The organism is Actinomycetospora straminea (genome assembly GCF_028737255.1).
GTDB lineage: Bacteria > Actinomycetota > Actinomycetes > Mycobacteriales > Pseudonocardiaceae > Actinomycetospora > Actinomycetospora straminea.
The window spans coordinates 1-22,137 of sequence record NZ_JAQZAN010000021.1; the positions used below are offsets into that span (position 1 = coordinate 1).

The following is a 22,137-nucleotide window of genomic DNA, read 5'->3' on the forward strand; positions in this document are numbered from 1 at the left end:
CACCATCACCTTCAAGATCAACCACTTGAAGTTCAACGCTGGCTGACGCTACCGACGCGTCACACCGACCTCAGACAGCGGCGCGCGCCAGCACCCGCTCCAGCCACGGACCGACGGCCGCGGCGACGGGCCCGCGCGCCCGCAGCGAGTGGTCGCCGGCGAGCACGACGACCTCGCGGGTGGCGGTGTCCGCGGGGATGCCGAACCGGTCGTTCGCCCCGGACACCGCGAGCACGGGCACCCTCACGGCGTCGATCTCGGGGCCGCGGTCGGGGCGCGTGCCGTCCTTGCGGGCGGGGGCGAGCAGGGGGAACGCGAGGGCGAGGACCGCCACCGGGTCGAGGGTGGGCGCGCCCCGGCAGGCCACGCGCGCACCGGAGGAGCGCCCGCCGTGGACCTGGGGGACGCCGGGCAGCCGCTCGCCGAGGTGGGCGACCACCGCCGCCCACGCCACGTCGAGCTGCGCGGCCGGGGCCGGCGCCTTCCGGCCGGCGACGCGGTAGGGCTGGAGCACCCGGGCCACGGCGAGCCCGGCCTCGCGGGCCGCCGACCGGGCACCCAGGAGGTCCGGGGCCTCGACGCCCCCACCCGCGCCGTGGCCGAGAACGAGCAGCCCGCGCGGTGCGTCGGCCTCGTCCAGGTGCACCTCGGCGGGACCGTGCGGGGTCTCGACGGTGATCGCCGGCGGTGTCACGGGGTCGTCACTGGGTCGCCGGGACGTCCGCGTCGAGGTCGAGGTCGAGCCCCACCTGCTCGGGCTCGTCGTGGCGTTCCTCGATGAGCTCCGGCCCGTGGTTCGCCACGTTGTTGACCATGGTGGACACCTGGCGCAGCTCGAACGACGTCAGCAGCTCGGGCGGGGGCGGCTCGAGGAGGTCGGTCGGGTCGTCGTTGTCCGGGTCGAGCCACGCCCGCCACCGCTCCGCGGGCAGCACGAGCGGCATGCGGTGGTGGATCTCCGTGAGCGGCCCGGCCGCGTCGATGGTGACGACCGTGGTGCTGATCAGCGGCGGCGTACCCTTCGCCGCGTCCTTCGGCCGCCAGGTCTCCCACAGCCCGGCGAAGGCGATCGACTTCCCGCCCGGCAGGGTGATGAAGTAGGGCACCTTGCGACCGCTCGTGCCGGCGCCGCCGTCGCGCTGCCACTCGTACCAGCCGTCGGCCGGGAGCAGGCAGCGCCGTCCCCTCACCGCGCGGCGGAAGGCGGGCTTGCTGGTCAGCGAGTCGGACCGCGCGTTGATCATGCGGTTGCCGATCTTCGGGTCGTCGGCCCACCCGGGTACGAGACCCCACCGCATGGCCCGCAGGCTGCGCTCGAGGCGCTGCGGGTCGGCCCGGCCCTGCTCGTCGCGCGGGTGCCGGTCGACCACGCCGATCACCGTCGTCGTCGGCGCGACGTTGTACTCGGGGCCGGGCCACGCGCCGTCGGTGGCGTCGACGGCGTCGAACTCCTCGGCGAGGGTGGCCGGGTCCTTCGACTGGCTGTAGCGGCCGCACATGCCGTCCATCCTGGCACCGGGGTCCGACGACGTCCCCGGCGAACGCGAGAGGATGGCCCCATGAGCGATCAGCCCTGGGCAGCACCGACCGCGGACGGGCCGGTGCACGGCACCGTGTCGGTGCCGGGGTCGAAGTCGGTGACCAACCGGGCCCTGGTCCTCGCGGCGCTGGGCACCGACGGCGTCACGCGGCGGGTGCGCGGGGCGGCGCGTTCGCGGGACACGACGCTCATGGCCGGGGCGCTCGCCGCGCTCGGGGCCACCGTGACCACCAGCGACGGCCGCGCCGGCACCCTCGACCTGGAGATCACCGCCCCCGCGACCTTCCACGGCGGGCATGTCGACTGCGGGCTCGCCGGCACCGTCATGCGCTTCGTGCCGCCGCTCGCCGCGCTGGCCGACGGCCCGGTGGTGCTCGACGGCGACCCGCGGGCCCGCGAGCGACCGATGGGCGGGATCGTGGCGGGCCTGCGCGGGCTCGGGGTCGAGGTCACCGGCGAGGCGCTCCCGCTGACCGTCGCCGGCGGGCCGTACCCGGCGGGCGGCGAGGTGACGGTCGACGCGTCGGCGTCGAGCCAGTTCGTCTCGGGCCTGCTGCTCTCCGGTGCGCGCTACGCCCGCGGCGTCACCGTCACCCATGCCGGCGAGCAGGGCGTTCCCTCGCTGCCGCACGTCGCGATGAGCGTGGCGATGCTGCGGGACGCGGGGGTGGTCGTGGAGGAGTCCGGGAGCCGCTGGCACGTCGCCCCCGGCCCCGTCGCCGCCCCGGCGGTGCTCGACGTCGAGCCCGACCTCTCCGGCGCGGCGGTGTACCTGGCGGCGGCGCTGGCGACCGGCGGCGCGGTGACCATCGCCGGCTGGCCGGACACCGACCTGCAGCCCGGCGCCGCGGTGCGCCGGGTGCTCGAGGCGTTCGGGGCGCGCGTGTCGCTCGACGCCGAGGGCCTCACCGTCCGCGGGCCCGAGCGCCTGGCGGGTGTGGACGTCGACCTGCACGAGGTCAGCGAGCTCACCCCGACCGTCGCGGCGCTCGCCGCCCTCGCCGCGCGGGACGGGGCGTCGTCGCGGCTGCGGGGCGTCGCGCACATCCGCGGGCACGAGACCGACCGCCTCGCGGCGCTGGCCGCCGAGCTCGGGACGGTCGGGGCGCGGGTGACCGAGACCGACGACGGGCTCGCGATCGCCCCGGGCCCCTTGTCGTCGCCGACCCGGCCGTGGCGGGCGTACGCCGACCACCGCATGGCCACCGCCGGCGCGATCGTCGGGCTCCTCGTCCCCGGCGTCACCATCGACGACGTCGCCGCCACCACGAAGACCCTGCCCGACTTCGCCGACGACTGGCCGACGCTCGTCGCGGGCGCCGGGGTCGGGGTCTGAGCCGGTGACGCGGGGCGGGCGGGGCGAGACGTCGCGGCTCGACGAGTCCGACGTCCGCGTCCGCCCGGGCCGGGGCACGCGGCCGCGCAGCAAGCGCCGTCCGGAGCACGCCGACGCGGCGCCCGCCATGGTCGTCGGCGTCGACCGGGGCCGCTGGACCTGTGCGCCCGACGAGGACCCCGAACGCCGCGTCGTCGCCATGCGGGCCCGCGAGCTGGGGCGCACGCCCGTCGTCGTCGGGGACCGGGTGGGGCTCGTCGGCGACGTCTCGGGCGGCGAGGACGCGCTCGCGCGCATCGTCCGGGTCGCCGACCGGACCTCCGTGCTGCGCCGCACCGCCGACGACACCGACCCCTACGAGCGGGTCGTCGTCGCCAACGCCTCGCACCTGGTGATCGTCACGTCACTGGCCGACCCGCCGCCGCGGACCGGGTTCGTCGACCGCGCGCTCGTCGCCGCCTACGCCGGCGGCCTGGAGCCGGTGCTGTGCCTGACGAAGGCCGACCTCGCCGACCCCGAACCGTTCGCCGCGCAGTACGCCGAGCTCGACCTCCCGCGCGTCGTCACCCGGGCCGGCGAGGACCCGGCGGGTCTGCGGGAGGTCGTCGCCGACCGCGTGACCGCGCTCGTCGGGCACTCCGGGGTGGGCAAGTCGACGCTGGTCAACCAGCTCGTGCCCGACGCGGACCGGGCCGTCGGCGAGGTGTCGGGCGTCGGCAAGGGGCGGCACACGTCGACGTCGGCGGTCGCCCTCGCCCTGCCCGACCAGCGCGGGTGGGTGGTCGACACCCCGGGCGTGCGGTCGTTCGGTCTCGCCCATATCGCCCCCGACGACGTGGTGGCCGCGTTCGGGGACCTGGCCGCGGCCATCGAGGAGTGCCCGCGGGGCTGCGGCCACCTCGGTCCCCCGGCCGACCCCGAGTGCGCGCTGGACGGCGAGGTCGCCGCCGGGCGCCTGTCCCCGGCCCGGCTGGAGGCGCTGCGGCGCGTGCTGGAGGCGCTGCGGACCCCCGCGTGGGAGACGTGACGTCGCAGCCCGCGACCGCGGCCGGCGCACCCGGCGGTGCGAGCACGACGCGGCGCCGCCGGGGGCAGGGTCACGCCCCGCGCAGCACCAGGTCGGCACGCTCCGCGGTCGCGGCGATCATGCGCGCGTTGGCGGCGTCGCTGCCGTCGGCGCGGGCGACCGCCTCGGCGTGGCTGCGGCCGTGGCGCTCGTGGCGCGCGACGAGCCGGGCGCGGCGCACCTCCTCGTCGGGCTCCAGGAACCACGCCTCGTCGAGCAGGGGCCGGATGCCGTCCCACGGCGGTTCGTCGAGCAGCAGGTAGTTGCCCTCGGTGACGACGACGAGCGCGTCGGGCGGGACCTCCAGGGCCCCGGCGATCGGCTCCTCGATCTCGCGGCGGAACTCCGGCGCCCACACCGTCCCCGTGCCCGCGCGCACCCGCTCCAGGAACGCGACGTAGCCGGGGGCGTCGAAGGTGTCCGGGGCACCCTTGCGCTCGCGACGGCCCAGGCGGTCGAGCACGGCGTTGGCGAGGTGCCAGCCGTCCATCCCCACCACGGCCACCCCGGGCCCGGCGAGGGAGGCGGCGACCGTCGACTTCCCCGCCCCCGGTCCCCCGGCGATGCCGAGGACGCGGCGGCGCCCGTCGGCGCGGGCGGCGTCGAGGAGGTGGGCGATGCCCGGGGTGGGACGCGGCGTCACACACGCATGATCGCGCATCGGGCGGGTACGGCTGACTGGTGCAGCTGCCCGTGCCCGAACCCGGTCCCGACGCCGCGGTCGACTTCGTGCGCGAGCACCTCGCCGACCTCGCCTGCGACACCCCCGCCGCCTCCGGCTCGATCCGCGGCGGGCAGACCGCGGCCGACGCCGCGCTGGCGGCGTTCGACGTCACCGGCTACGCCGGCAGCCGCAATCAGGTGTGGCCGCCGGAGCGTCGCGGCGCCTCGAAGATGTCGCCCTACATCCGCTACAACCTCGTCGCGCTGCCCACGCTGTGGGACCACGTCGCCGACGCCCCGTCGAACGACCGGCGCAAGTACCGCGACGAGCTCGCCTGGCAGGAGTACACCCGCCACCTCTACGCGCGCTTCGGCCGCGACGGCGGCCCGGCGCTGGCCACCGAGCTGCGCGCGCACCCGCCGCGCCCCGCCGAGCCGTGGGACGAGCCGTGGCCGCGGGACATGGAGTGCATGGACACGACCGTCGGGGAGCTGCACGCCGACGGCTGGCTGGTCAACCAGACGCGGATGTGGCTCGCGAGCCAGTGGACGGTGCGAGCGGGCGCGCGGTGGCGCGACGGCGAGGAGGAGTTCTTCACCCACCTGCTCGACGGCTCGCGGGCGGCCAACCGCCTGAACTGGCAGTGGACCACCGGCGCCGGCAACGGGAAGGCGTACGCGTTCGCGCGGTGGCAGGTGCAGAAGCGGGCGCCGGCGCTGTGCCGGCGCTGCGTGCTGCGCGACGCGTGCCCCGTGCAGGAGTGGCCCGACCAGCGCACGACCCGCGCGCCGATGTCGGAGCTGCTGCGCGACGACCCGGACCCGGCCGTCACCTCCGGCCCGCTGTCGCCCACCGGTGAGGGCTCCGGTGAGCACGCGGTGGAGGCGGTGTGGCTGACCGCCGAGTCGCTCGGCGACGCCGACCCGGCCCTGGCCGCGCACCCCGACGTCCCGGCCGTGTTCTGCTTCGACGAGCCGCTGCTGCGCCGGCTCATGCTCTCGGGCAAGCGCCTGGTGTTCCTCACCGAGACCCTCGCCGACCTCGCGACGCGCCGGCCGGTGGAGATCCACCGCGGCCGGGTGACCGACGAGCTGGCGGGACGGCGCCTGGCCGTCACCTTCGCGCCGGTGCCCGGCTTCCGGCGGCGCGCGGCAGCCCTGGAGCCAGCCGTCGTGCACCCGTACCCGTGGCTGTTCCGGCCGCGGGCGGGGCGGATGCAGTCGTACACCGCGTGGCGCAAGGGCATGCCCGCGCAGCCCGACCGGGCGGCGGCGTGACCGCACCGCCCGCCTCGCGGGGCGTGCCGCTCGTGCGCGCCTCCCTGCAGCACGGCCCGTTCGCCGCGGACCTCGCGCGGTGGCTGGACGGCTGGTTCGCCCGCCGGCCGCGGCGGCGCACCGTGCCGACGTCGAGGGCGACGAGGCGGCGGTCGTGGCGTCGCTGGTGGGGCTGCTCGCCCGGATGCGCGAGGACGTCGAGATCGCGGTCGAGGTGGCGCCGAACCGGCTCGCCGCCCACGGCCACGGTCCCGACGACGTGCTGGGCCCGCTGCGCGCGGCAGGGTTCCACGTCTACCGCGTCCCCGACGACTACCGCGCCGCGAGCTACCCGGCGCAGATGCGGCGGGGCGTCACGGCGCGGCCGCCGGTGCGGTTCGACGAGCCGGTGACGGTGCAGCACGACCTCGTGCTCTCGCGGGTGGACGCCGCGCACCTGTAGGAGCCGCCGACCTTGTCGGGGCGGCGTGCCAGGGTGGGCCCCGGCGCCGGCGGGCGTGAGGGGGTCGTCGTGGTGCGCGAGCAGCAGCCCTGGCTGGACGTGCCGTTCGGGGAGAAGGACGAGGCCAAGGCCGCCGGCGCGCTCTGGGACTGGCGCGCCAAGCGTTGGTACGCGCCCCGGCCCGGGATGGCGGAGCTCGCCCCCTGGCTCCCGGGGTCCCGTGACGCGGGGGTCCCGGCGGAGTCGCCGGGGTCCACGGAGCCGCCGGAGACGTCGGGGGCGTCGTCGGACGGGAAGCCGGCGGTCCGGCCGTCCGTCGGGGCGCCGTGGCGGCGCGACGACGGGGCCGCGCGGACGGGGGCGTCGGTCGAGGCGCGGCTCGCGGCGGCGCTGAACGGGCTGACCGAGTCGGGCCCGCTCGCGCGGCTGACCCGGCGCCGGCCCCCGTGGCGGGTGCTGCACGGCGTCCCGGTCGGGCCCGGATCCGGGGAGGTCGACCACGTGCTGGTGGGCCCGCCGGGCGTCGTCACCGTGCGGACCGCGCACCACCCGGGCGCGGCGGTGCGGGTCGACGGCGACCACCTGACTGTCGACGACGAGGTCGTCGACCACGTCTCCCCGGCCCGCGCCGAGGCCGAACGGGCGAGCCGTCTGCTGGCGGCTGCCCGGGGCGATGCCGAGGCTCCGCCGGCGACGGCCGCGCTGGCGGTCGTCGCGGCGTCGGTGGCCACGGCTCCGGGCGGCACCTGGCCGCGCGGGGTGTTGCTGGCCGTGCCCGCGAACCTGCCGCGGCGGATCACGTCGCTGCCGACGGCGCTGGCCGACGACGAGATCGACGAGCTCTACGCCGTCGCGCGGCGCCTGGGCACCTGGACGCGGGAGCTGTGAGCGATCGCGGCGGGCCGCCGGTGGCGCGCCGCGACCGCGCCGCTCAGGTCCCCAGCAGCTGGCGGACCCGCGCGGCCTCGCGGGTGAGGTGGTCGCGCTCGGGCACGCTGGTCGCGAGACGGGCGGCCTCGGCGTAGAGGTCCGCGGCGCGGGCGAGATCGCCGGCGCGTTCGTGCAGGTAGGCCGCGGCGGCGGTGTGGCGGGGCAGGCCGGCGTCCACGGCGGCGAGCGCCGAGAGCCCGGCCTGCGGGCCGTCGGCCTCGCCGACCGCCACCGCGCGGTTGAGCCGCACCACCGGGCTGTCGGTGATCGCCAGCAGTTCGTCGTACCACTCGACGATCTGCACCCAGTCCGTCTCCTCGGCGCTCGGGGCGTCGGCGTGCAGGGCGGCGATGGCGGCCTGGGCCTGGTACTCGCCCAGCTGGTCGCGGGCCAGGGCGGTCTGGAGGATCGCGACGCCCTCGGCGATCAGGGCGGTGTCCCAGCGCGAGCGGTCCTGCTGGGCGAGCGGGACGAGCCGCCCGCCCGGTCCGGTGCGGGAGGCGCGCCGGGCCTGGTGGAGCAGCATGAGCGCGAGCAGCCCCGCGACCTCGGGCTCGTCGGTCAGGGCGGCGAGCTGGCGGGCGAGACGGATGGCCTCGCCCGCCACGTCGACGTCACCGCCGTACCCCTCGTTGAAGACGAGGTAGAGCACCCGGAGCACGGTGGCGAGGTCGCCGGGCTGGTCGAGGGGCAGGTCGGCGATCCGCCGCTTCGCCCGGCTGATCCGCTGGACCATGGTCGCCTCGGGAACGAGGTGGGCGGCCGCGATCTGCCGCGTGGTCAGGCCGCCGACCGCCCGCAGGGTGAGCGCGACGGCCGCGGCCGGCGGCAGGACGGGGTGGGCGCAGAGGAAGTAGAGGCGCAGCGTGTCGTCGGTGGCGGGCGCCGGGCCGGCGGGGGGCTCGGCGTCGACCGCGAGCTCCCGCCCCTGCCGGGACGACTCGGCGCGCGCGGCGTCGAGGAACTTCCGCCACGCGACGGCGACCAGCCACCCCTTGGGGTCGCGGGGCGGGTTGTCGGGCCAGGTGTCGAGCGCGCGGATCAGCGCCTCCTGCACCGCGTCCTCGGCCGACGCGAAGTCCGCGCCGCGCCGGCCGAGGACCCCGATGACCGCGGGCACCAGCTCGCGCAGCAGCGACTCGTCGACGCCCGCGCTGCTCCCCACGCCGCTCACCTCTCCGGTCTCCGGTCGTCGGGCTCGTTCAGTCCGTCCCGCCGGGCACGCCAGTGAGGAAGGGCCGGACCTCGAGCCACTCGTGGATCGGCTCCCCGCCCGCGCCGGGCGCCGCGGACAGCTCGCCGGCGAGCTCGACGGCACGGTCCCAGGACTCGACGTCGATGATCATCCAGCCCGCGATGAGGTCCTTGGTCTCGGCGAAGGGTCCGTCGGTCACCGGGGGCCGACCCTCGCCGTCGGAGCGCACGAAGGCGCCCTCGGACGACAGCGCCTGGCTGTCGACGAACTCGCCGGTCTCCTGCAGGCGGGAGGCGAAGTCGCTCATGTACTGCATGTGGGCGTCGACCTCCTCCGGCGTCCACTTCTCCATGGGCGTGAACTCGACGGCCGGGGTCGGGCCGCCGCGGTAGTGCTTGAGGATCAGGTACTTCATGGTCGGTCTCCTCCGTGGTCGTGCGGCCCGGGCCGGTCGCTCGGGCCGCTCGCACTCCTGGGACGGTGCCGGTGCAGCGTTCTCGACAGCTCCGGCGAGATTCTTCTCCTCGTCCTCAGCGGAGCTCCTCGGCGAGCGCGACGATGATCCCCTCCGGGCCGCGGACGTAGCAGAGCCGATAGACGTCCTCGAACCGCGCGATCTCGCCGACGAGGTCGTGGCCGATCGCCCGCACCCGCGCCACGGTGGCATCGATGTCGTCGACGGCGAACATGAGGCGCCGCAGCCCGATGGTGTTGGCCGGGGCGTGCGGCTCGGCGGTGGTGGCCATCGGCGTGTCGAACCTCGTGAGCTCCAGCCGGTCCCGGCCGTCGGGGGTCTGCACGAACGCGATCTCGACGCGGACGCCGTCGAGCCCGACGACGCGGTCCACCCACTCACCCTCGACCGGTCCCCGGTCGCCCGGCTCCAGGCCGAGCTCGAGGAAGAACGCGATCGCGCCGTCGAGGTCGTCGACGACGACGCCGACGTGGTCCAGGCGCTGCACGGTCATGGTCGTCCTCCGTCTCCGGCGGCCCCGGCGGCCGCTCCTGACCGGGGACGGAGCGGGCGCGACGATCTCGACAGCGACCGCCGAGTGGACGGCTCCGGCGGTTCCGCAGTCGACGGGACCGCCGGCGCCTCCTAGAAGGGCGGCGGGTCGGGGTCGTCCAGCCGCCCCGGCCCCGGGACTCCCGGCGGGGAGGTCGCGGGCAGCTCGGTGTCGGGCGCGGTGGGTCCCCGGGGACGCGGGTCGTTGTCCCACGCCGGGCCGTCGTCGGCGTAGTGGTGGGGCTCGGTGCTCGACGACGCGGTGGGTGGGCGAGGCTCGGGCAGGTCGTCGACCACCGGGCGGGGTGGGCGCTCGTAGGCGTGCCCGGTGGGACTGGTCCAGCGGAACCACCCGGGTCGCGGCTGGGTGAGGGTCCAGCCGCGGTCCTTGAGGTCGTGGTCGTGGCCGCACGCGGGGCCGAGGTTGTCGGCGAGTGTGAGACCGCGCTCGAGTACCGACCGGGTGTGGTCGATCTCCGCCTCGAGCGCCGAGGCGCCACAGGGCGGGAAGACGCACGACCGGTCGCGCACCGTGATCCACCGTCGCAGCGCGGCGGACGGGAAGCGGGCGAGGGCCTCGCGGGCGCGCCGTCGTCGGCGTGCGGCGACCCGAGCCCAGGTGTCGGCGTCCGGTCCGCGGGCGAGCGGTTCCCGATCCTCGGGACGATCGTGACCGCCCTGAGCAGCGGGGTCGTCGGCCCGCCGCTCGGCCTCCTGCTCGGCCCGCTGCTCGGCCTCCTGTTCGGCCGCCCACGCGGCCTCGTCCTCGGCGCAGGCCGTGCGCCACTGGCGGAGCTGGTGCTGGAGGTCGGCGAGGAGCCGCGCCCAGCCGGGATGGTCGCCGGGGTGGAGGCGCTCGAGGAGGGCCTCGTCGACGTTTAGCTCGACCACCGGGCGGGGAGCGCCCGGCATCGGCGGCTCCTGGGGCGTCGTGGTGGTCTCGGCGGGGCGGTGACGCGTGATGAGCGCGGCCACCAGGGCGCCCGCGGCGTCGGTGACCGCCACCCGCCACTCGGCGTCCGCGTGGGCCGCGGCGAGCTCGCGCGCCACCCCGGCAGCCACCACGCCCCAGCCCGGAAGTCGTGCGGGTCGGTCGTCGAGTCGGAGCAGTGTGCCCAGCCCCACCCGCAGCTCGAACCGCGACTGCCGCGTGGGCCGCCGCATACCGGCACCCTCACCTGCCGGGACGTCGTCGTCGCCCGCACGGTCGGCCGGAGCAGCTGTCGCGGCATCAGCACGGTCGGCTCCGCCACCCGGAGCGTCGCCACCCCGAGCGTCGCCACCCCGAGCGTCGCCACCCAGAGCGTCGCCACCCAGAGCGTCGTCACCAGGAGCGCCGCCACCAGGAGCGTCGCCATCGGGAGCGTCGCCACCGGGCCCCGCCGGTGGCGCCTCGGCGGGGTCGGGCGCGCGGCGGGGGCGGGGGTCGTCGGGCCGGGCTGCGGCGAGCACGGCCGCGACGAGCTCGGCGTCGGAGGCGCCGGCGTTGTCGGGGTGGAAGACGGCGAGGAAGACGTCGGCGCGGATGGTCTCGATGAGCCCCGGGTGGCCCGCCGCCTGGGCCCGGGCGGCGAGCACGTTGATGCGCCGGACCGTGCGCACCCCGCCCTCGAGGGGCAGGTCCATGGCGGAGAGGTTGACGGTGCCCGCCTCGGTGCAGCGCGCCCGGACACGACGCTGGCGGCGGTGCTGGCGGTACAGCTCCTCCGCCCACGCGGGGTCGAGGGCCTTGGCGAGCGCCTGCACGCGGTCGATCAACCGCGAGGGCGTCATCGTCGCCGCCTGGTCCACCAGCTCGCCGATCACGGTCGCCGCGTGCTCCTCGGCCAGCGCCGTCGTCCAGCGCACGAGGATGGCGACCCGCTGCTCGTCGATCCGGCCCTCGCGCCACGCGGCGCCGAGGCGGGGGTGGCGTTCGGCGGCCTCGGCGAGGTCGAGCACCCGGCCCACGGCCGTGCGGGAGGCGGCGAGCACGATGCGCAGCTCGTCGCCCGCCTCGGGCACGTCCATCTCGGCCCGGCCGCCCGGCGCCGTCGGATCGGCCAGGGCGGCCTCGCGGGCACAGGCGTGGAAGCAGGCCTGCTGGTGCGCGAGCTGGCGGCGCTGGGCGGCCACCAGGCGCACCGTGTCGTACGGCGACACCCGCTGCGGATCGATCCGTTCGAGGACGGCGCCCAGTGCGGCGCCGGCGGGGGTCTCCTCGAGCCCCGCCGGCACCTCCTGCCAGCCACCATCGAACACGTGTTCGATCGTAGCGACCACCCCCGACACCGCGGGGCCGTTCGGTCAGATCCGCTGCACCCACGCGACCACGAGCAGCACCGCACCCAGCGCCACCAGCCCCGACACGGGCACGACCCACGCCCGCCGCACCCGCCCCAGCAGGTGCTCGGACAGCGCGACGTGCAGCGTCCCGAGCCCCCACCACACCAGCGCCACCACGAGCAGGACCCCGACCCACGCCCACGCGTGCGCCGCCCACGCCCCGACGAGGCCCGGACCGCCCCACGCGTCGTCGTAAGGGCCCTCCACGAGGAACCCGTAGAACGGGCCGCGCGCCGTGGCCACCAGCGCCGTCCAGGTCAGCCACCAGAACACCAGCCCGTGCAGCAACCCCAGCAGCCCGTGGAGCGACACCCGCCGGCCGGGGACGCGGTCGGCGCCGACGGTCGTGGTCCGCGCGCCGCCGCTCGCGAGGTGGCGGCGGGCGGTGTCCACCCCGCCCTCCGGGCCGCTGACCGCGATCGCCATCAGCTCGCCCGCCGACGCCGGCACCAGCCCGAGCCCGTACGCGAGCGCCCGCCCGCCCCGACGCCACGGCCCCGCATCCCCGGCGCCGGCCCGACGGCCGCCCGCGACCAGAGAATGGCCGCCCGCCCCGGCCGCAGGACGGCCGCCGTCCCTGCCCGCCACGGCCACACGGCGACCGCCGCGGCTCTCGTCGTCCATGCCTGCCACGTCCACGGGACGATCGCCGCGACCGTCACCGTGACACTCAGCGCCACCCCGCCCGACCGGCACCCCCACCCCGGAGCCACGGGACGACGTCACGGCCGGGACGGAGAGCGAGGCGTGGCCCATGCCCCGGGACGCTAGGGATCCACGGAGCCCCGCGAATCAGCCCGAGGGACCGGATCCGCCTCCCCCTGAGGTACTACATCAGCTCCAGCACGAAGGGGAGCTCCTGCACCCCGTACCAGGCCAGCTCGTGGCCCTCGGCCTCGCCGAGGGTGAACTCGGCGTCCGGGTCCCCCAGGTCGGCGGCGTCCACGACCGCCGCGGCGGCCCGCACCGCGTCGCCGGCCTCCTCGAGGTCGAGGTGCACGGCCGCCAGGCGCGCCATCGGGATCGCCCCGTCCACGCGCACCACGGCGTCGTCGAGGTCGGGCCGCAGGGTGACGTCGTCGACGTCCGCGCTCACGACCGCCCGGCGCGGCGGCGCCGACGGGTCGTCCGCCAGCTCGGTGGCCAGCAGGCGCAGCGACGCCCGGGCGGCCTCGCTCATGGCGACGTACTCGAGCTCCTCGTCGTCCCCCACCGCGTACGCCTCGCGCAACCGCGGCGTCAGCGCGAACGCGGTGCCCGAGAGCGGCTGCAGCTGCTCGGTGTCGAGCAGGCGCCGCAGACCGGCCACCGTCGCCGGGACGTAGATCCTCACCGTTCCCCCGTCCTGTCCTCGCCGACCCACCGCGCCGCCGTCGTCCGCAGCGCCACCTGCGCGACCTCGGCCTGCTTGCGCGGGTCCATGACGTTCCACCCGGTGACGGCACGGTCCTCGGCGTCCGGGGCGTGCTCGGTCACCACGATCCCGGCGGCCCGCAGCCGCGCCACCTCCCGGTCGGAGCGCCCGCCGATCAGCCCGCGCAGCCAGCCGTCGGTGGCGCCGACCGGATCCGACCACACCGTCGGCGCCGCCCCCGTCCGGGCCAGGGGTGCGAGCACGAGGGCCTCGTCGACGCGGGGGAGGTCGGCGTCGAGCAGGAGGTCCGCGGACGTCGCCGAGCACACACCGCCGTCCACGTAGCGACGCCCACCGATCCGCACCGGCGAGAACCAGCCGGGCACCGCGCACGACGCCGTCGCCGCCTCCGCCATCGTCGCGGGCGGCGCGCCGCGACGCCCGAACGGGACGCGGGCGCCGCTGTCGTAGTCCATGGCGACGATCCGGACCTGCGGGTGCTCCGGCCACTGCTCGTGGGCCCACTTGGTGGCCCAGCGGTGCAGCCCGGTGGTGTCGCCGCGCCCGGTCGGCAGCAGTGCCGCCCCGAACGCCAGCGGCGGGAACCGTCGCGGCCGCCGCGCGATCTCCCCCAGCAGCCGCAGCGACCCCGGCCCGATCCGCGGCATGGGCGGCAGACCCCGGCGTGCGGTCGACCGCGGCGCACCCCGGGGCCGCGACGGCGCGGGCGGCGGGTCGAGGAGCGACGCGAGCATGTCGGACACCGGCACCCCGCTCGCCAGCGCCGCGGCGACGACCGAGCCCGCCGAGGTCCCGACCATCACGTCGGCGTCCCGCGCGTCGCGCCCGGTGGCCCGCTCCCAGGTGGTCAGGGCGGCGACCATCCACGCGTAGCCCAGCTGGCCGCCCGTCCCGAGGACCAGGCCGAAGCTCACCGCGGACCCGTCATCGGGGAACCGTCGCCCGCAGCTCGGCCAGCGACTCGGTGACGAGCTCGCCCAGCTCGTCGACGTCGGCCATCGAGTCGCGGTCGGCGTTGAACCCGTAGAACACCCCGCCGTCGTACGACGTCAGCCCCACCGCCAGCGACTGCCCCTTGGCCAGCGGCACCACGGGGTACATCTCGAGCATCTTCGCCCCGGCCGCGTACAGCGCGTGCTGCGGACCGGGGACGTTGGAGACGACGAGGTTGAACAGCCGCCGCGCGACGCCGTTGGCCGCCCGCGCTCCGAGGGCGTGCAGCGTCGGCGGCGCGAACCCACCCACGCGGACCAGCGCGTTCGCCCCCACCGACTGCCCCGACTCCCGGTGCTCGCGCATCGCGTGCGCCACGTGGTGCATCCGCAGCACGGCGTTGGGCTCCCCGACGGGCAGGTCGACGAGGAACGACGCGATCTGGTTGCCCAGCAGCCCCGCGCCCGCGATCGACCCCGTCGTCTCCGCGTCCCCGCGCACCGACAGCGGCACCATCGCCCGCATCGTCGTCGTCGGCGACACCGTCGCGCCCCGCGAGAGCAGCCAGTTGCGCAGCGCCCCCGAGATGACCGCCAGCACGACGTCGTTGATCGTCCCCCCGTGGGCGCGGCGGACGGCGCGGTAGTCCTCGAGGTCGGTGCGGGTCATCGCGAAACGGCGCTGGGTCGAGATCGGCACGTTGAGCGGGCTCACCGGCGCCGGGCGCACCGCCGTCCGCACCGCCGAGAACAGGCCGCCGGCCACGCCCGCGACCTTGGTGACGGTGTCCGCCGCGTCCCGCACCGCGTCCCGGGCGGCCTCGACGGCGTTGCCGGGGCGGGAGACGTTCTCGCTGACGGCGTCGTAGATCAGCCGCCACGACGACGGCTCCCGGCGCGCGACCCACTCGTCGTCGGGCGTCGCACGACCCCCCGCGGTGTCGTCGAGCACGACCTGCCCGATGTCGATCGACGCGACCCCGTCGACCATCGCCTGGTGGGTCTTCGTCACCAGCGCGACCCGGCCCCCGGACAGCCCGTCGACCAGGTACATCTCCCACAGCGGACGGGTGTGGTCCAGCGGCCGCGACATGAGGCGGGCGACGAGGTCGCACAGCGCCCGCTCGGTCCCCGGTGGGGGCAGCGCGGAGCGGCGCACGTGGTAGGTGACGTCGAAGTCGACGTCGTCGATCCACACCGGCCGGGCCATCCGCCCGGGCACCTCGCGGATCTTCTGCCGGTAGCGCGGGACCAGCCCGATCCGGCTCGAGATCAGCTCGACGAGGCCGTCGTAGTCGAACCCGGACCGGGGCTTGCGGAAGATGGACACGCTCCCGACGTGCATCGGCGTCGTCGGTTGATCCATGTAGAGGAACGAGGCATCCAAGGCCGACAGGCGGTCCGGCATGGCCGCGATCGTCGCACAGTGCCCGACCTCGGGCCGGGGGTCGGGCGGTCTGCCAGGCTGGTCGTGATGTCGCCCTCACCCAGCTCACGGTCCGATCGCCCCGTCTCGCCCAAGGACGCGTTCGTGACGGTGTACGGGCGCAAGCCGGTGCTCGAGGCCCTGGGGGATCCGGCGCTGGAGGTGGACAAGGTCGTGCTGGCCGAGGGCGCCGACCGCGACGCCGTCCGCACCTTCACCGAGGCCGCCCGTGCCCGCGGCCTGGTGCTGCAGCGGGCGTCCGCGCAGCGGGTGAAGGTCCTCGCCGGCAACGGGCGCCAGGACCAGGGCGTGCTCGCCGACGTCGTCGCCCCGCGGATGCGGCCGATCGAGCACTTCCTCGCCGACCTGCCCGACCACGCCGACGCCCGCGTCCTCGTGCTCGACGGCCTGACGAACCCCGCCAACGTCGGCATGATCCTGCGCTCGGCCACCGGTGCGGGCCTCGAGGGCGTGCTCCTGCCGCGGCGGGGCGCGCCGGCGATCGACCCGCTGGTCATCAAGGCGTCGGCGGGCGTCGCCTTCCACGCCCCGGTCCTGCGGGCCCGCTCCGCCGCCGACGGCCTCGCGGCGCTGGCCGAGGCGGGGTTCGTGCTGCTGGGGCTGGACGGACCGGGAGCAGCGGGTCCGGGGACCGCGCCGCCGTCGCTGTTCGAGGCCGAGCTGCCGGGCCGGGTGGCGCTGGTGGTCGGCGGGGAGACCGACGGGATCACCGACGACGTGCGCGGCGAGCTGCACGGCACGGTGACGATCCCGCTCGCGCCCGGCGTGGAGTCGCTCAACGCCGCCGTCGCCGCCTCGGTCGCCTGCTTCGAGCTGGCGCGCCGGCGGGGCTGACTTCCCCGGATCGGCCTCCGCCGGCCCGACCGCCTGCCTAGGCTCCACGGCGTTCCCCTGCGGACCGGCCTCCTCCCCCGGCGCCGCCGAGCCCCGCGCGCCCGGGAGGACCCGCGTGACCGCGATGCGCAGCCCCGACACCGTCTGCACCGCCCCGAGACGGGCCCGGCGGGTGGGCGAGGTGCCCACCCCGCAGGTCCGGCCGCTGGCCGAGGTGCTCGCCGGCGCTCCCCCGGCGCCCCGCGTCGCGCCGGACCCCGACGCCCGCACGCGCCGCGCCCAGGACGAGCTCGACCGCCTCGCCGCCGCCCTGCGGCCCGTCGCGGCGCGCCTGCTCACGGCGGTGGGCGACGTGCTGGCCGGGCGAAGGCCGGCGACGCACCTGGAGGCCCTGCTCGCGCCCGAGGCCCTGGCCGCCCTGGCCCGGGCGGCGCCGGGCGCGGGTGGTCCGGGGGTGGGTGGTCCGGGCGCGCGTGGTCCGGCCGGTACCGCCGCCCCGCGCGGCACGACCGGCGCCCGTGGCGGCATCGGCCCCACGCTGCGCGGCCTGCGGGTGTGCGCCGTGGGCCCCCGGGCCGTGGAGGTCGCCGCCGTGGTGCCCGGCCCCGACCGCGTGCGCGCCGTGGCCGCCCGCCTCGAGCGCACCGACGACGGCGCCGCCCACCCCGGGCGCTGGCGCGTGGTGGCGCTGTGCCCGGGATGAGGCGCGCGATCAGCCCGGCGTGCGGGGCGGCGCCCCGTGGCACTGCTTGTACTTGCGCCCCGAGCCGCACGGGCAGGGCGCGTTGCGCGACGGCGTGTCCGCGCGCCGGGCCTGCTGCGGGTTGGCCCGGGCGGCGCGCCCGCCGGCCGCCGCCCCGTCGCCCGCGGCGTGGCGCGCGACCTGGCCGTCCTCGTCCGGGCCGCTGTAGTTCAGCTCCTGCGGGCGCCGCCCGCCGAGCCCCGCGCCGCGGAACGCCTCCGGCATCGCGCCCTGGCCCAGCTGCGAGAGCGCCGGGCCGGCAGCCGTCGCCGACCCGCCGTCCTGGGTCTCGGGGACGGGCGCCCCCCGCTGGCCGTCACGCTGCGCGCGCCGTCCGCCCCGCGGGCCGCCGGGGCGCTGCGAGCCCGGGTCGGGGCCGCGGGCCGGACGCCCGGGACCACCGTTCGCGCCCTGCCCACCGCGGGCGGCGGCGGGCTGCTGCGGCTGGGCTTGCGGAGCCGCCGGGGCGCGCTGGGGCACCGGGATCGCGCTGGTCGGGGCGCCGGCCAGGCGCGGGTCGACCGGCAGCGGGGCCGCGCCCGACGTCGAGGGCGTCTGGCTGGTGCGCGGGTCGGGGGTGTCCGGCGTGATCGCCGCCTGCACGCTGGTGTCCGTGCTCGGGTTGGCCCCGGGCACGGCGTCGACGGGCGCCTGCTCCTCGACCTGGATGGTCAGGTTGAACAGGAACGCGACGGACTCCTCGCGGATGCCCTCCATCATGGAGGTGAACATCTCGTAGCCCTCGCGCTTGTACTCGATCTTCGGGTCGCGCTGGGCCATCGCGCGCAGACCGATGCCCTGCTTGAGGTAGTCCATCTCGTACAGGTGCTCGCGCCACTTGCGGTCGAGCACCGACAGGACGACCTGCCGCTCGAGCTCGCGCATCCCGCCCTGCGGCGCGATGCGGTCGATCTCCTCCTCGCGGCGGGCGTACGCCGCGAGCGCGTCCTCGCTGAGCACCTCGACCAGCAGGTCGCGGTCGATGTCGTCGTGCTCCTCGACGAGGTCCTCCCACGCGACCCCGACCGGGTAGAGCTGGCCCAGCCCGGTCCAGAGCTTCTCGAGGTCCCAGTCCTCGCTGTAGCCCTCGGACGTCGCGCCGTCGACGTACGCGGTGACCACGTCGACGATCATGTTCTGGACCTGCTCGGAGAGGTTCTCGCCCTCCAGCACGCGGTGGCGCTCGGCGTAGATCACCGTGCGCTGCTGGTTCATGACCTCGTCGTACTCGAGGATGTCCTTGCGGGCCTCGAAGTTCTGCTGCTCGACCTGCGTCTGCGCGCTGCGGATCGCCCGCGAGACCATCTTGGCCTCGATCGGCATGTCCTCGGGCAGGTTGAACCGATTCATGATCGACTCGACCATCGCCCCGTTGAACCGGCGCATGAGCTCGTCACCGAGCGACAGGTAGAACCGGGACTCGCCCGGGTCGCCCTGACGGCCCGAGCGGCCACGCAGCTGGTTGTCGATGCGCCGCGACTCGTGGCGCTCGGTGCCCAGGACGTAGAGACCGCCGGCCTCCTTGACCTCCTCGGCCTCCCGCTCGACCTCGTCCTTGACCTCGGCGAGCGTCCCGTCCCACGCCGCCTCGTACTCCTCGCGGGTGTCGACCGGGTCGAGGCCCTTCGCGCGCAGGCGCTGGTCGGCGATGAAGTCGGGGTTGCCGCCGAGCACGATGTCGGTGCCGCGGCCGGCCATGTTGGTGGCGACCGTGACCGCCCCGCGCCGCCCGGCCTGGGCGATGATCGACGCCTCCTGCTCGTGGAACTTCGCGTTGAGCACCGAGTGCTCCACGCCCCGCTCCGTGAGCAGCTTCGCGAGGTACTCCGAGCGCTCGACGCTCGTCGTGCCGATGAGCACCGGCTGGCCGCGCTCGTAGTGCTCGGCGACGTCGTCGGCCACGGCCTCGAACTTGGCCGGCTCGGTCTTGTAGACCAGGTCGGGCTGGTCGATGCGCTGCGGCGTGCGGTTGGTCGGGATGGTGACCACGCCGAGCTTGTAGGTCTTCGAGAGCTCCGCCGCCTCGGTCTGGGCGGTACCGGTCATCCCGCAGAGCTTCTCGTAGAGGCGGAAGTAGTTCTGCAGCGTGATCGTGGCCAGCGTCTGGTTCTCGGCCTTGATCTCGACGCCTTCCTTGGCCTCGATCGCCTGGTGCAGGCCCTCGTTGTAGCGCCGGCCGACGAGCACGCGGCCGGTGAACTCGTCGACGATCAGGACCTCGCCGTCGCGGACGATGTAGTCCTTGTCGCGGAGGAAGAGCTCCTTGACCTTGATCGCGTTGTTCAGGTACCCGACGAGCGGGGTGTTCGCGGCCTCGTAGAGGTTGTCGATGCCGAGCTGGTCCTCGATGAAGGACACGCCCTCCTCGGTGACACCGATCGTCTTCTTGCGCTCGTCGACCTCGTAGTGCACGTCCTTGGTCATCTTCGGCGCGAGGCGCGCGAACTCGGTGTACCAGCGCGCGCTCTGCTCGGCGGGACCCGAGATGATCAGCGGGGTGCGGGCCTCGTCGATGAGGATCGAGTCGACCTCGTCGACGATCGCGTACGTGTGGCCGCGCTGCACGCACTCCGCCTTGGACCAGGCCATGTTGTCGCGCAGGAAGTCGAAGCCGAACTCGTTGTTCGTGCCGTAGGTGATGTCGGCCTGGTACGCGCGGCGGCGCTCGTCGGACGGCATGCCGGAGTAGATGGCGCCGACCTCGAGGCCGAGGAAGCGGTGCACGCGGCCCATCCACTGCGAGTCGCGCTGCGCCAGGTAGTCGTTGACGGTGACGACGTGGACGCCCTCGCCGGCGATGGCGTTGAGGTACGCCGGCAGCGTCGAGACCAGCGTCTTGCCCTCGCCGGTACGCATCTCGGCGACGTTGCCCTCGTGCAGGGCCGCCCCGCCCATGATCTGCACGGGGTAGTGGAACTGGCCCAGCGTGCGGGACGCGGCCTCGCGCACGACGGCGAAGGCCTCGGGCAGCAGGTCGTCGAGCGACTCGCCGTCGGCGTAGCGCTCGCGGAACTCCTCGGTCTTCGCCCGCAGCTCGGTGTCGGTCAGCTCGGCGGTCTCGTCGGCGAACGTGTCGACGTAGTCCGCGATCTTGCCGAGGCGCTTGACCGTACGCGCCTCACCGGCACGCAGCAGTCGGTTCAGGACCACGGTGACCTCGCTCGTCCTCGTCGGCGCCACGGATGCAGGGCCCACGACACGCGCACGGCCACGGGCCCGTCCCCATCGTAGGTGCTCCGGGGACGGGCCCTGTGGCCGCGTGCGGTCCCGACGGTCCTCGACGACCGCCGAGGGACTACTCGACGAGCGCGATGACGCCGTACGCGTAGCCGTGGCGGCGGTACACGACGCTCGGCCGGCCGGTCGCCTTGTCGGCGAACAGGAAGAAGTCGTGCCCGACGAGCTCCATCTGCGAGAGGGCGTCGTCCACCGTCATCGGGATCGCGTGGTGCTCCTTGTGCCGCACCACCTGGCCCGGCGCGTACTCCTCCTCCGGGATGTCGTCGCCGAGGTCCTCGGGCCGGTCGTCGGGCCGGTCGTCGGCCGGGACCCGCGCCGCCGGCACGTCGACCGACCAGTCGTCGGGCGCCTCGCGCTCGAGCAGCTCGGTGGCGGTCGCCGCGGACGAGGCGATCGGGCTCTCCGGGGCGCTGAGGGCACCGGTGGCCCGCGCGACGGAGACCGGCACGCGACGGCCGTGGCTCACGCGACGGCGGTCGTGCGCACGGCGCAGGCGGGCCTCGAGGCGCGCCACGGCCTGGTCGAGGGCGCAGTAGAAGTCAGCTGAGCATCCTTCGCCGCGGACCACGGGGCCGCGTCCGCGGCCGGTGATCTCGACGCGCTGACAGTTCTTGGACCGGCGGGGGTTCGGCTCGTGGGAGAGCTGGACCTCCATCCGCACGATCTTGTGGTCGTAGCGCTCGAGTCGCGACAGCTTGTCTGCCGTGTGCTCGCGGAAGTGTTGCGGGACCTCGACGTTGCGTCCGCAGACGACGATCTCCAAGACGACCTCCCGGTCTGGGGATGGCTGCGCGGCCCACTCGACCGGGGAGGGATCAGCACGCCTCGCCGGGACCCGGACCGCGTCCAACTGCGACGTTCGCGCCTCCTGTCGTTCACGGATCAGGATGTGAGGCGTCACCGTAGTGTCGACCGCCGTTCCTGCGGAAGGTCCGATCCGCCCGTTCCCGGCCGCTCGGACGACACCCGACCGGGGGGTTCACCCCGGGTGGAGGAGTCCGGGCGGGTGAGCACCCCCACCGCGCGACGACCTCACCCGGACAGACGATCGCCGGGCACGACGGTCCGCCACGGTGAGCACCACGACCACGTCGACCGGGCGTCCCGCTGCCGCGAGCACCCGCGTCGCCGCCCGCGCCGTGGCCCCGGTGGTCAGCACGTCGTCGAGCAGGGCGACCGCGCAGCCCGGCGGTGGGAGGCCGCGGGGCCGCAGCCGCAGGTGGCGGGCGAGGTTGTCGGCGCGGGCCGCGGCGTCGAGGCCGACCGAGTCCGCGGCGCCGCGACCGAGCGACAGCGCGCGGGACACGCAGGGCACGTCTCCCCCGCCGGCCCGGGACCCGCGCACCACCGCCCGCGCCAGCCGCAGCACGTGGTCGCCACCGCGGGCCCGGGCGGCGGACGGTCGGGACGGCGCGGGCACGAGGGCCGCGGGCGGCACCGCGCCGGCGCGCAGCGCCTCGGCGACCAGGCCCGCGAGCGGACGGGCCAGCTCGCGGCGGCCCCGCTCCTTGTAGGACAGCAGCACCTCGCGCGGGCTGCCCGCGTACGGCGCCAGCGCGAGCACCGGCGGCAGCCCCGGCACCTCGAGCAGGGCGGGCGCGCGCCAGCGGTCGCGGCACGCCGCGCACCACCGGGTGCCCTCCCGGCCGCACCCGGCGCACGGCGCGGGCAGCAGCAGGTCGGCCAGGGCGAGGAACGCCTCGCCCAGCCGTCGACCGTCTCGTCGGGGCACGGCCGCCAGCCTCGGACCGGGCGCCGGCGGGGCGCCAGCACGGCGCCGGACGGC

General features: G+C 76.2%; 21 protein-coding genes. 7 read left to right on the forward strand and 14 right to left on the reverse strand.

From position 1 onward, the window contains the following. Positions 1 to 70: 70 nt before the first annotated feature. On the reverse strand, positions 71 to 694 hold the full coding sequence (locus PH190_RS24010; protein WP_274234059.1) for an alpha/beta hydrolase family protein: 624 nt from the start codon (positions 692 to 694) through the stop codon (positions 71 to 73). 7 nt (positions 695 to 701) lie between these two features. Next, entirely contained in the window at positions 702 to 1,499 is a 798-nt protein-coding gene (locus PH190_RS24015) for an SOS response-associated peptidase (protein ID WP_274234060.1), read from the reverse strand. Between the two features lie 60 nt (positions 1,500 to 1,559). On the opposite strand from PH190_RS24015, the gene aroA reads away from it, so the two are divergent. Both aroA and rsgA read left to right on the forward strand, forming a co-directional pair. Further along, the gene (gene aroA, locus PH190_RS24020; protein WP_274234061.1) at positions 1,560 to 2,876 is read left to right on the forward strand and encodes a 3-phosphoshikimate 1-carboxyvinyltransferase; all 1,317 of its coding nucleotides are present in this window, start codon (positions 1,560 to 1,562) and stop codon (positions 2,874 to 2,876) included. Between the two features lie 4 nt (positions 2,877 to 2,880). Beyond that, a complete protein-coding gene (gene rsgA / locus PH190_RS24025) occupies positions 2,881 to 3,903 on the forward strand; it encodes a ribosome small subunit-dependent GTPase A (protein WP_274234062.1) in 1,023 nt (340 codons plus the stop codon). Between the two features lie 70 nt (positions 3,904 to 3,973). Here rsgA and PH190_RS24030 read toward each other — a convergent pair whose 3' ends face one another. Beyond that, positions 3,974 to 4,585, reverse strand: a complete 612-nt coding sequence (locus PH190_RS24030; RefSeq protein ID WP_274234063.1) for a nucleoside/nucleotide kinase family protein — start codon at positions 4,583 to 4,585, stop codon at positions 3,974 to 3,976. A 38-nt stretch (positions 4,586 to 4,623) separates the two neighbouring features. Between PH190_RS24030 and PH190_RS24035 the strand changes: the two genes are divergently transcribed. The 3 genes from PH190_RS24035 (at position 4,624) to PH190_RS24045 (ending at position 7,213) form a co-directional block, all read left to right on the forward strand. Further along, positions 4,624 to 5,883, forward strand: coding sequence for an FAD-binding domain-containing protein (locus PH190_RS24035; RefSeq protein WP_274234064.1), 1,260 nt, complete (start codon positions 4,624 to 4,626; stop codon positions 5,881 to 5,883). 79 nt (positions 5,884 to 5,962) lie between these two features. Beyond that, positions 5,963 to 6,325 carry a hypothetical protein gene (locus PH190_RS24040; RefSeq protein ID WP_274234065.1) on the forward strand — a complete coding sequence of 121 codons (363 nt, stop codon included), beginning with the start codon at positions 5,963 to 5,965 and terminating at the stop codon, positions 6,323 to 6,325. 69 nt (positions 6,326 to 6,394) lie between these two features. After that, positions 6,395 to 7,213: a DUF5710 domain-containing protein gene (locus PH190_RS24045; RefSeq protein WP_274234066.1), complete on the forward strand. Its 819-nt coding sequence runs from the start codon at positions 6,395 to 6,397 to the stop codon at positions 7,211 to 7,213. Between the two features lie 43 nt (positions 7,214 to 7,256). Here PH190_RS24045 and PH190_RS24050 read toward each other — a convergent pair whose 3' ends face one another. From PH190_RS24050 to PH190_RS24085, 8 genes are all read right to left on the reverse strand, one after another. Continuing rightward, a complete protein-coding gene (locus PH190_RS24050; protein WP_274234067.1) occupies positions 7,257 to 8,420 on the reverse strand; it encodes an RNA polymerase sigma factor in 1,164 nt (387 codons plus the stop codon). A gap of 37 nt (positions 8,421 to 8,457) precedes the next feature. Next, positions 8,458 to 8,865 carry a YciI family protein gene (locus tag PH190_RS24055; RefSeq protein WP_274234068.1) on the reverse strand — a complete coding sequence of 136 codons (408 nt, stop codon included), beginning with the start codon at positions 8,863 to 8,865 and terminating at the stop codon, positions 8,458 to 8,460. 115 nt (positions 8,866 to 8,980) lie between these two features. Then, entirely contained in the window at positions 8,981 to 9,418 is a 438-nt protein-coding gene (locus PH190_RS24060; RefSeq protein WP_274234069.1) for a VOC family protein, read from the reverse strand. A gap of 131 nt (positions 9,419 to 9,549) precedes the next feature. Beyond that, entirely contained in the window at positions 9,550 to 11,697 is a 2,148-nt protein-coding gene (locus PH190_RS24065) for an HNH endonuclease signature motif containing protein (protein ID WP_274234070.1), read from the reverse strand. A gap of 45 nt (positions 11,698 to 11,742) precedes the next feature. Further along, positions 11,743 to 12,405 (reverse strand): hypothetical protein, encoded by a 663-nt coding sequence (locus PH190_RS24070; RefSeq protein ID WP_274234071.1) that lies wholly within the window; start codon positions 12,403 to 12,405, stop codon positions 11,743 to 11,745. 205 nt (positions 12,406 to 12,610) lie between these two features. After that, positions 12,611 to 13,114 (reverse strand): DUF6912 family protein, encoded by a 504-nt coding sequence (locus tag PH190_RS24075; RefSeq protein WP_274234072.1) that lies wholly within the window; start codon positions 13,112 to 13,114, stop codon positions 12,611 to 12,613. Continuing rightward, positions 13,111 to 14,070, reverse strand: coding sequence for a patatin-like phospholipase family protein (locus PH190_RS24080; protein ID WP_274234073.1), 960 nt, complete (start codon positions 14,068 to 14,070; stop codon positions 13,111 to 13,113). Before PH190_RS24080 ends, PH190_RS24075 begins: the two co-directional genes overlap by 4 nt. A gap of 10 nt (positions 14,071 to 14,080) precedes the next feature. Continuing rightward, on the reverse strand, positions 14,081 to 15,496 hold the full coding sequence (locus PH190_RS24085; protein WP_274234074.1) for a WS/DGAT/MGAT family O-acyltransferase: 1,416 nt from the start codon (positions 15,494 to 15,496) through the stop codon (positions 14,081 to 14,083). 66 nt (positions 15,497 to 15,562) lie between these two features. On the opposite strand from PH190_RS24085, the gene PH190_RS24090 reads away from it, so the two are divergent. Continuing rightward, on the forward strand, positions 15,563 to 16,369 hold the full coding sequence (locus tag PH190_RS24090) for a TrmH family RNA methyltransferase (protein WP_274234075.1): 807 nt from the start codon (positions 15,563 to 15,565) through the stop codon (positions 16,367 to 16,369). A 124-nt stretch (positions 16,370 to 16,493) separates the two neighbouring features. Then, positions 16,494 to 17,072 (forward strand): Rv3235 family protein, encoded by a 579-nt coding sequence (locus tag PH190_RS24095; RefSeq protein ID WP_274234141.1) that lies wholly within the window; start codon positions 16,494 to 16,496, stop codon positions 17,070 to 17,072. A gap of 9 nt (positions 17,073 to 17,081) precedes the next feature. Here the strand turns inward: PH190_RS24095 and secA are convergent, their stop codons facing one another. The 3 genes from secA to PH190_RS24110 form a co-directional block, all read right to left on the reverse strand. Beyond that, on the reverse strand, positions 17,082 to 20,261 hold the full coding sequence (gene secA, locus PH190_RS24100; protein ID WP_274234076.1) for a preprotein translocase subunit SecA: 3,180 nt from the start codon (positions 20,259 to 20,261) through the stop codon (positions 17,082 to 17,084). Between the two features lie 145 nt (positions 20,262 to 20,406). Continuing rightward, entirely contained in the window at positions 20,407 to 21,114 is a 708-nt protein-coding gene (hpf, locus tag PH190_RS24105) for a ribosome hibernation-promoting factor, HPF/YfiA family (RefSeq protein WP_274234077.1), read from the reverse strand. A gap of 216 nt (positions 21,115 to 21,330) precedes the next feature. Next, the gene (locus PH190_RS24110) at positions 21,331 to 22,083 is read right to left on the reverse strand and encodes a ComF family protein (protein WP_274234078.1); all 753 of its coding nucleotides are present in this window, start codon (positions 22,081 to 22,083) and stop codon (positions 21,331 to 21,333) included. Positions 22,084 to 22,137 lie beyond the last annotated feature (54 nt).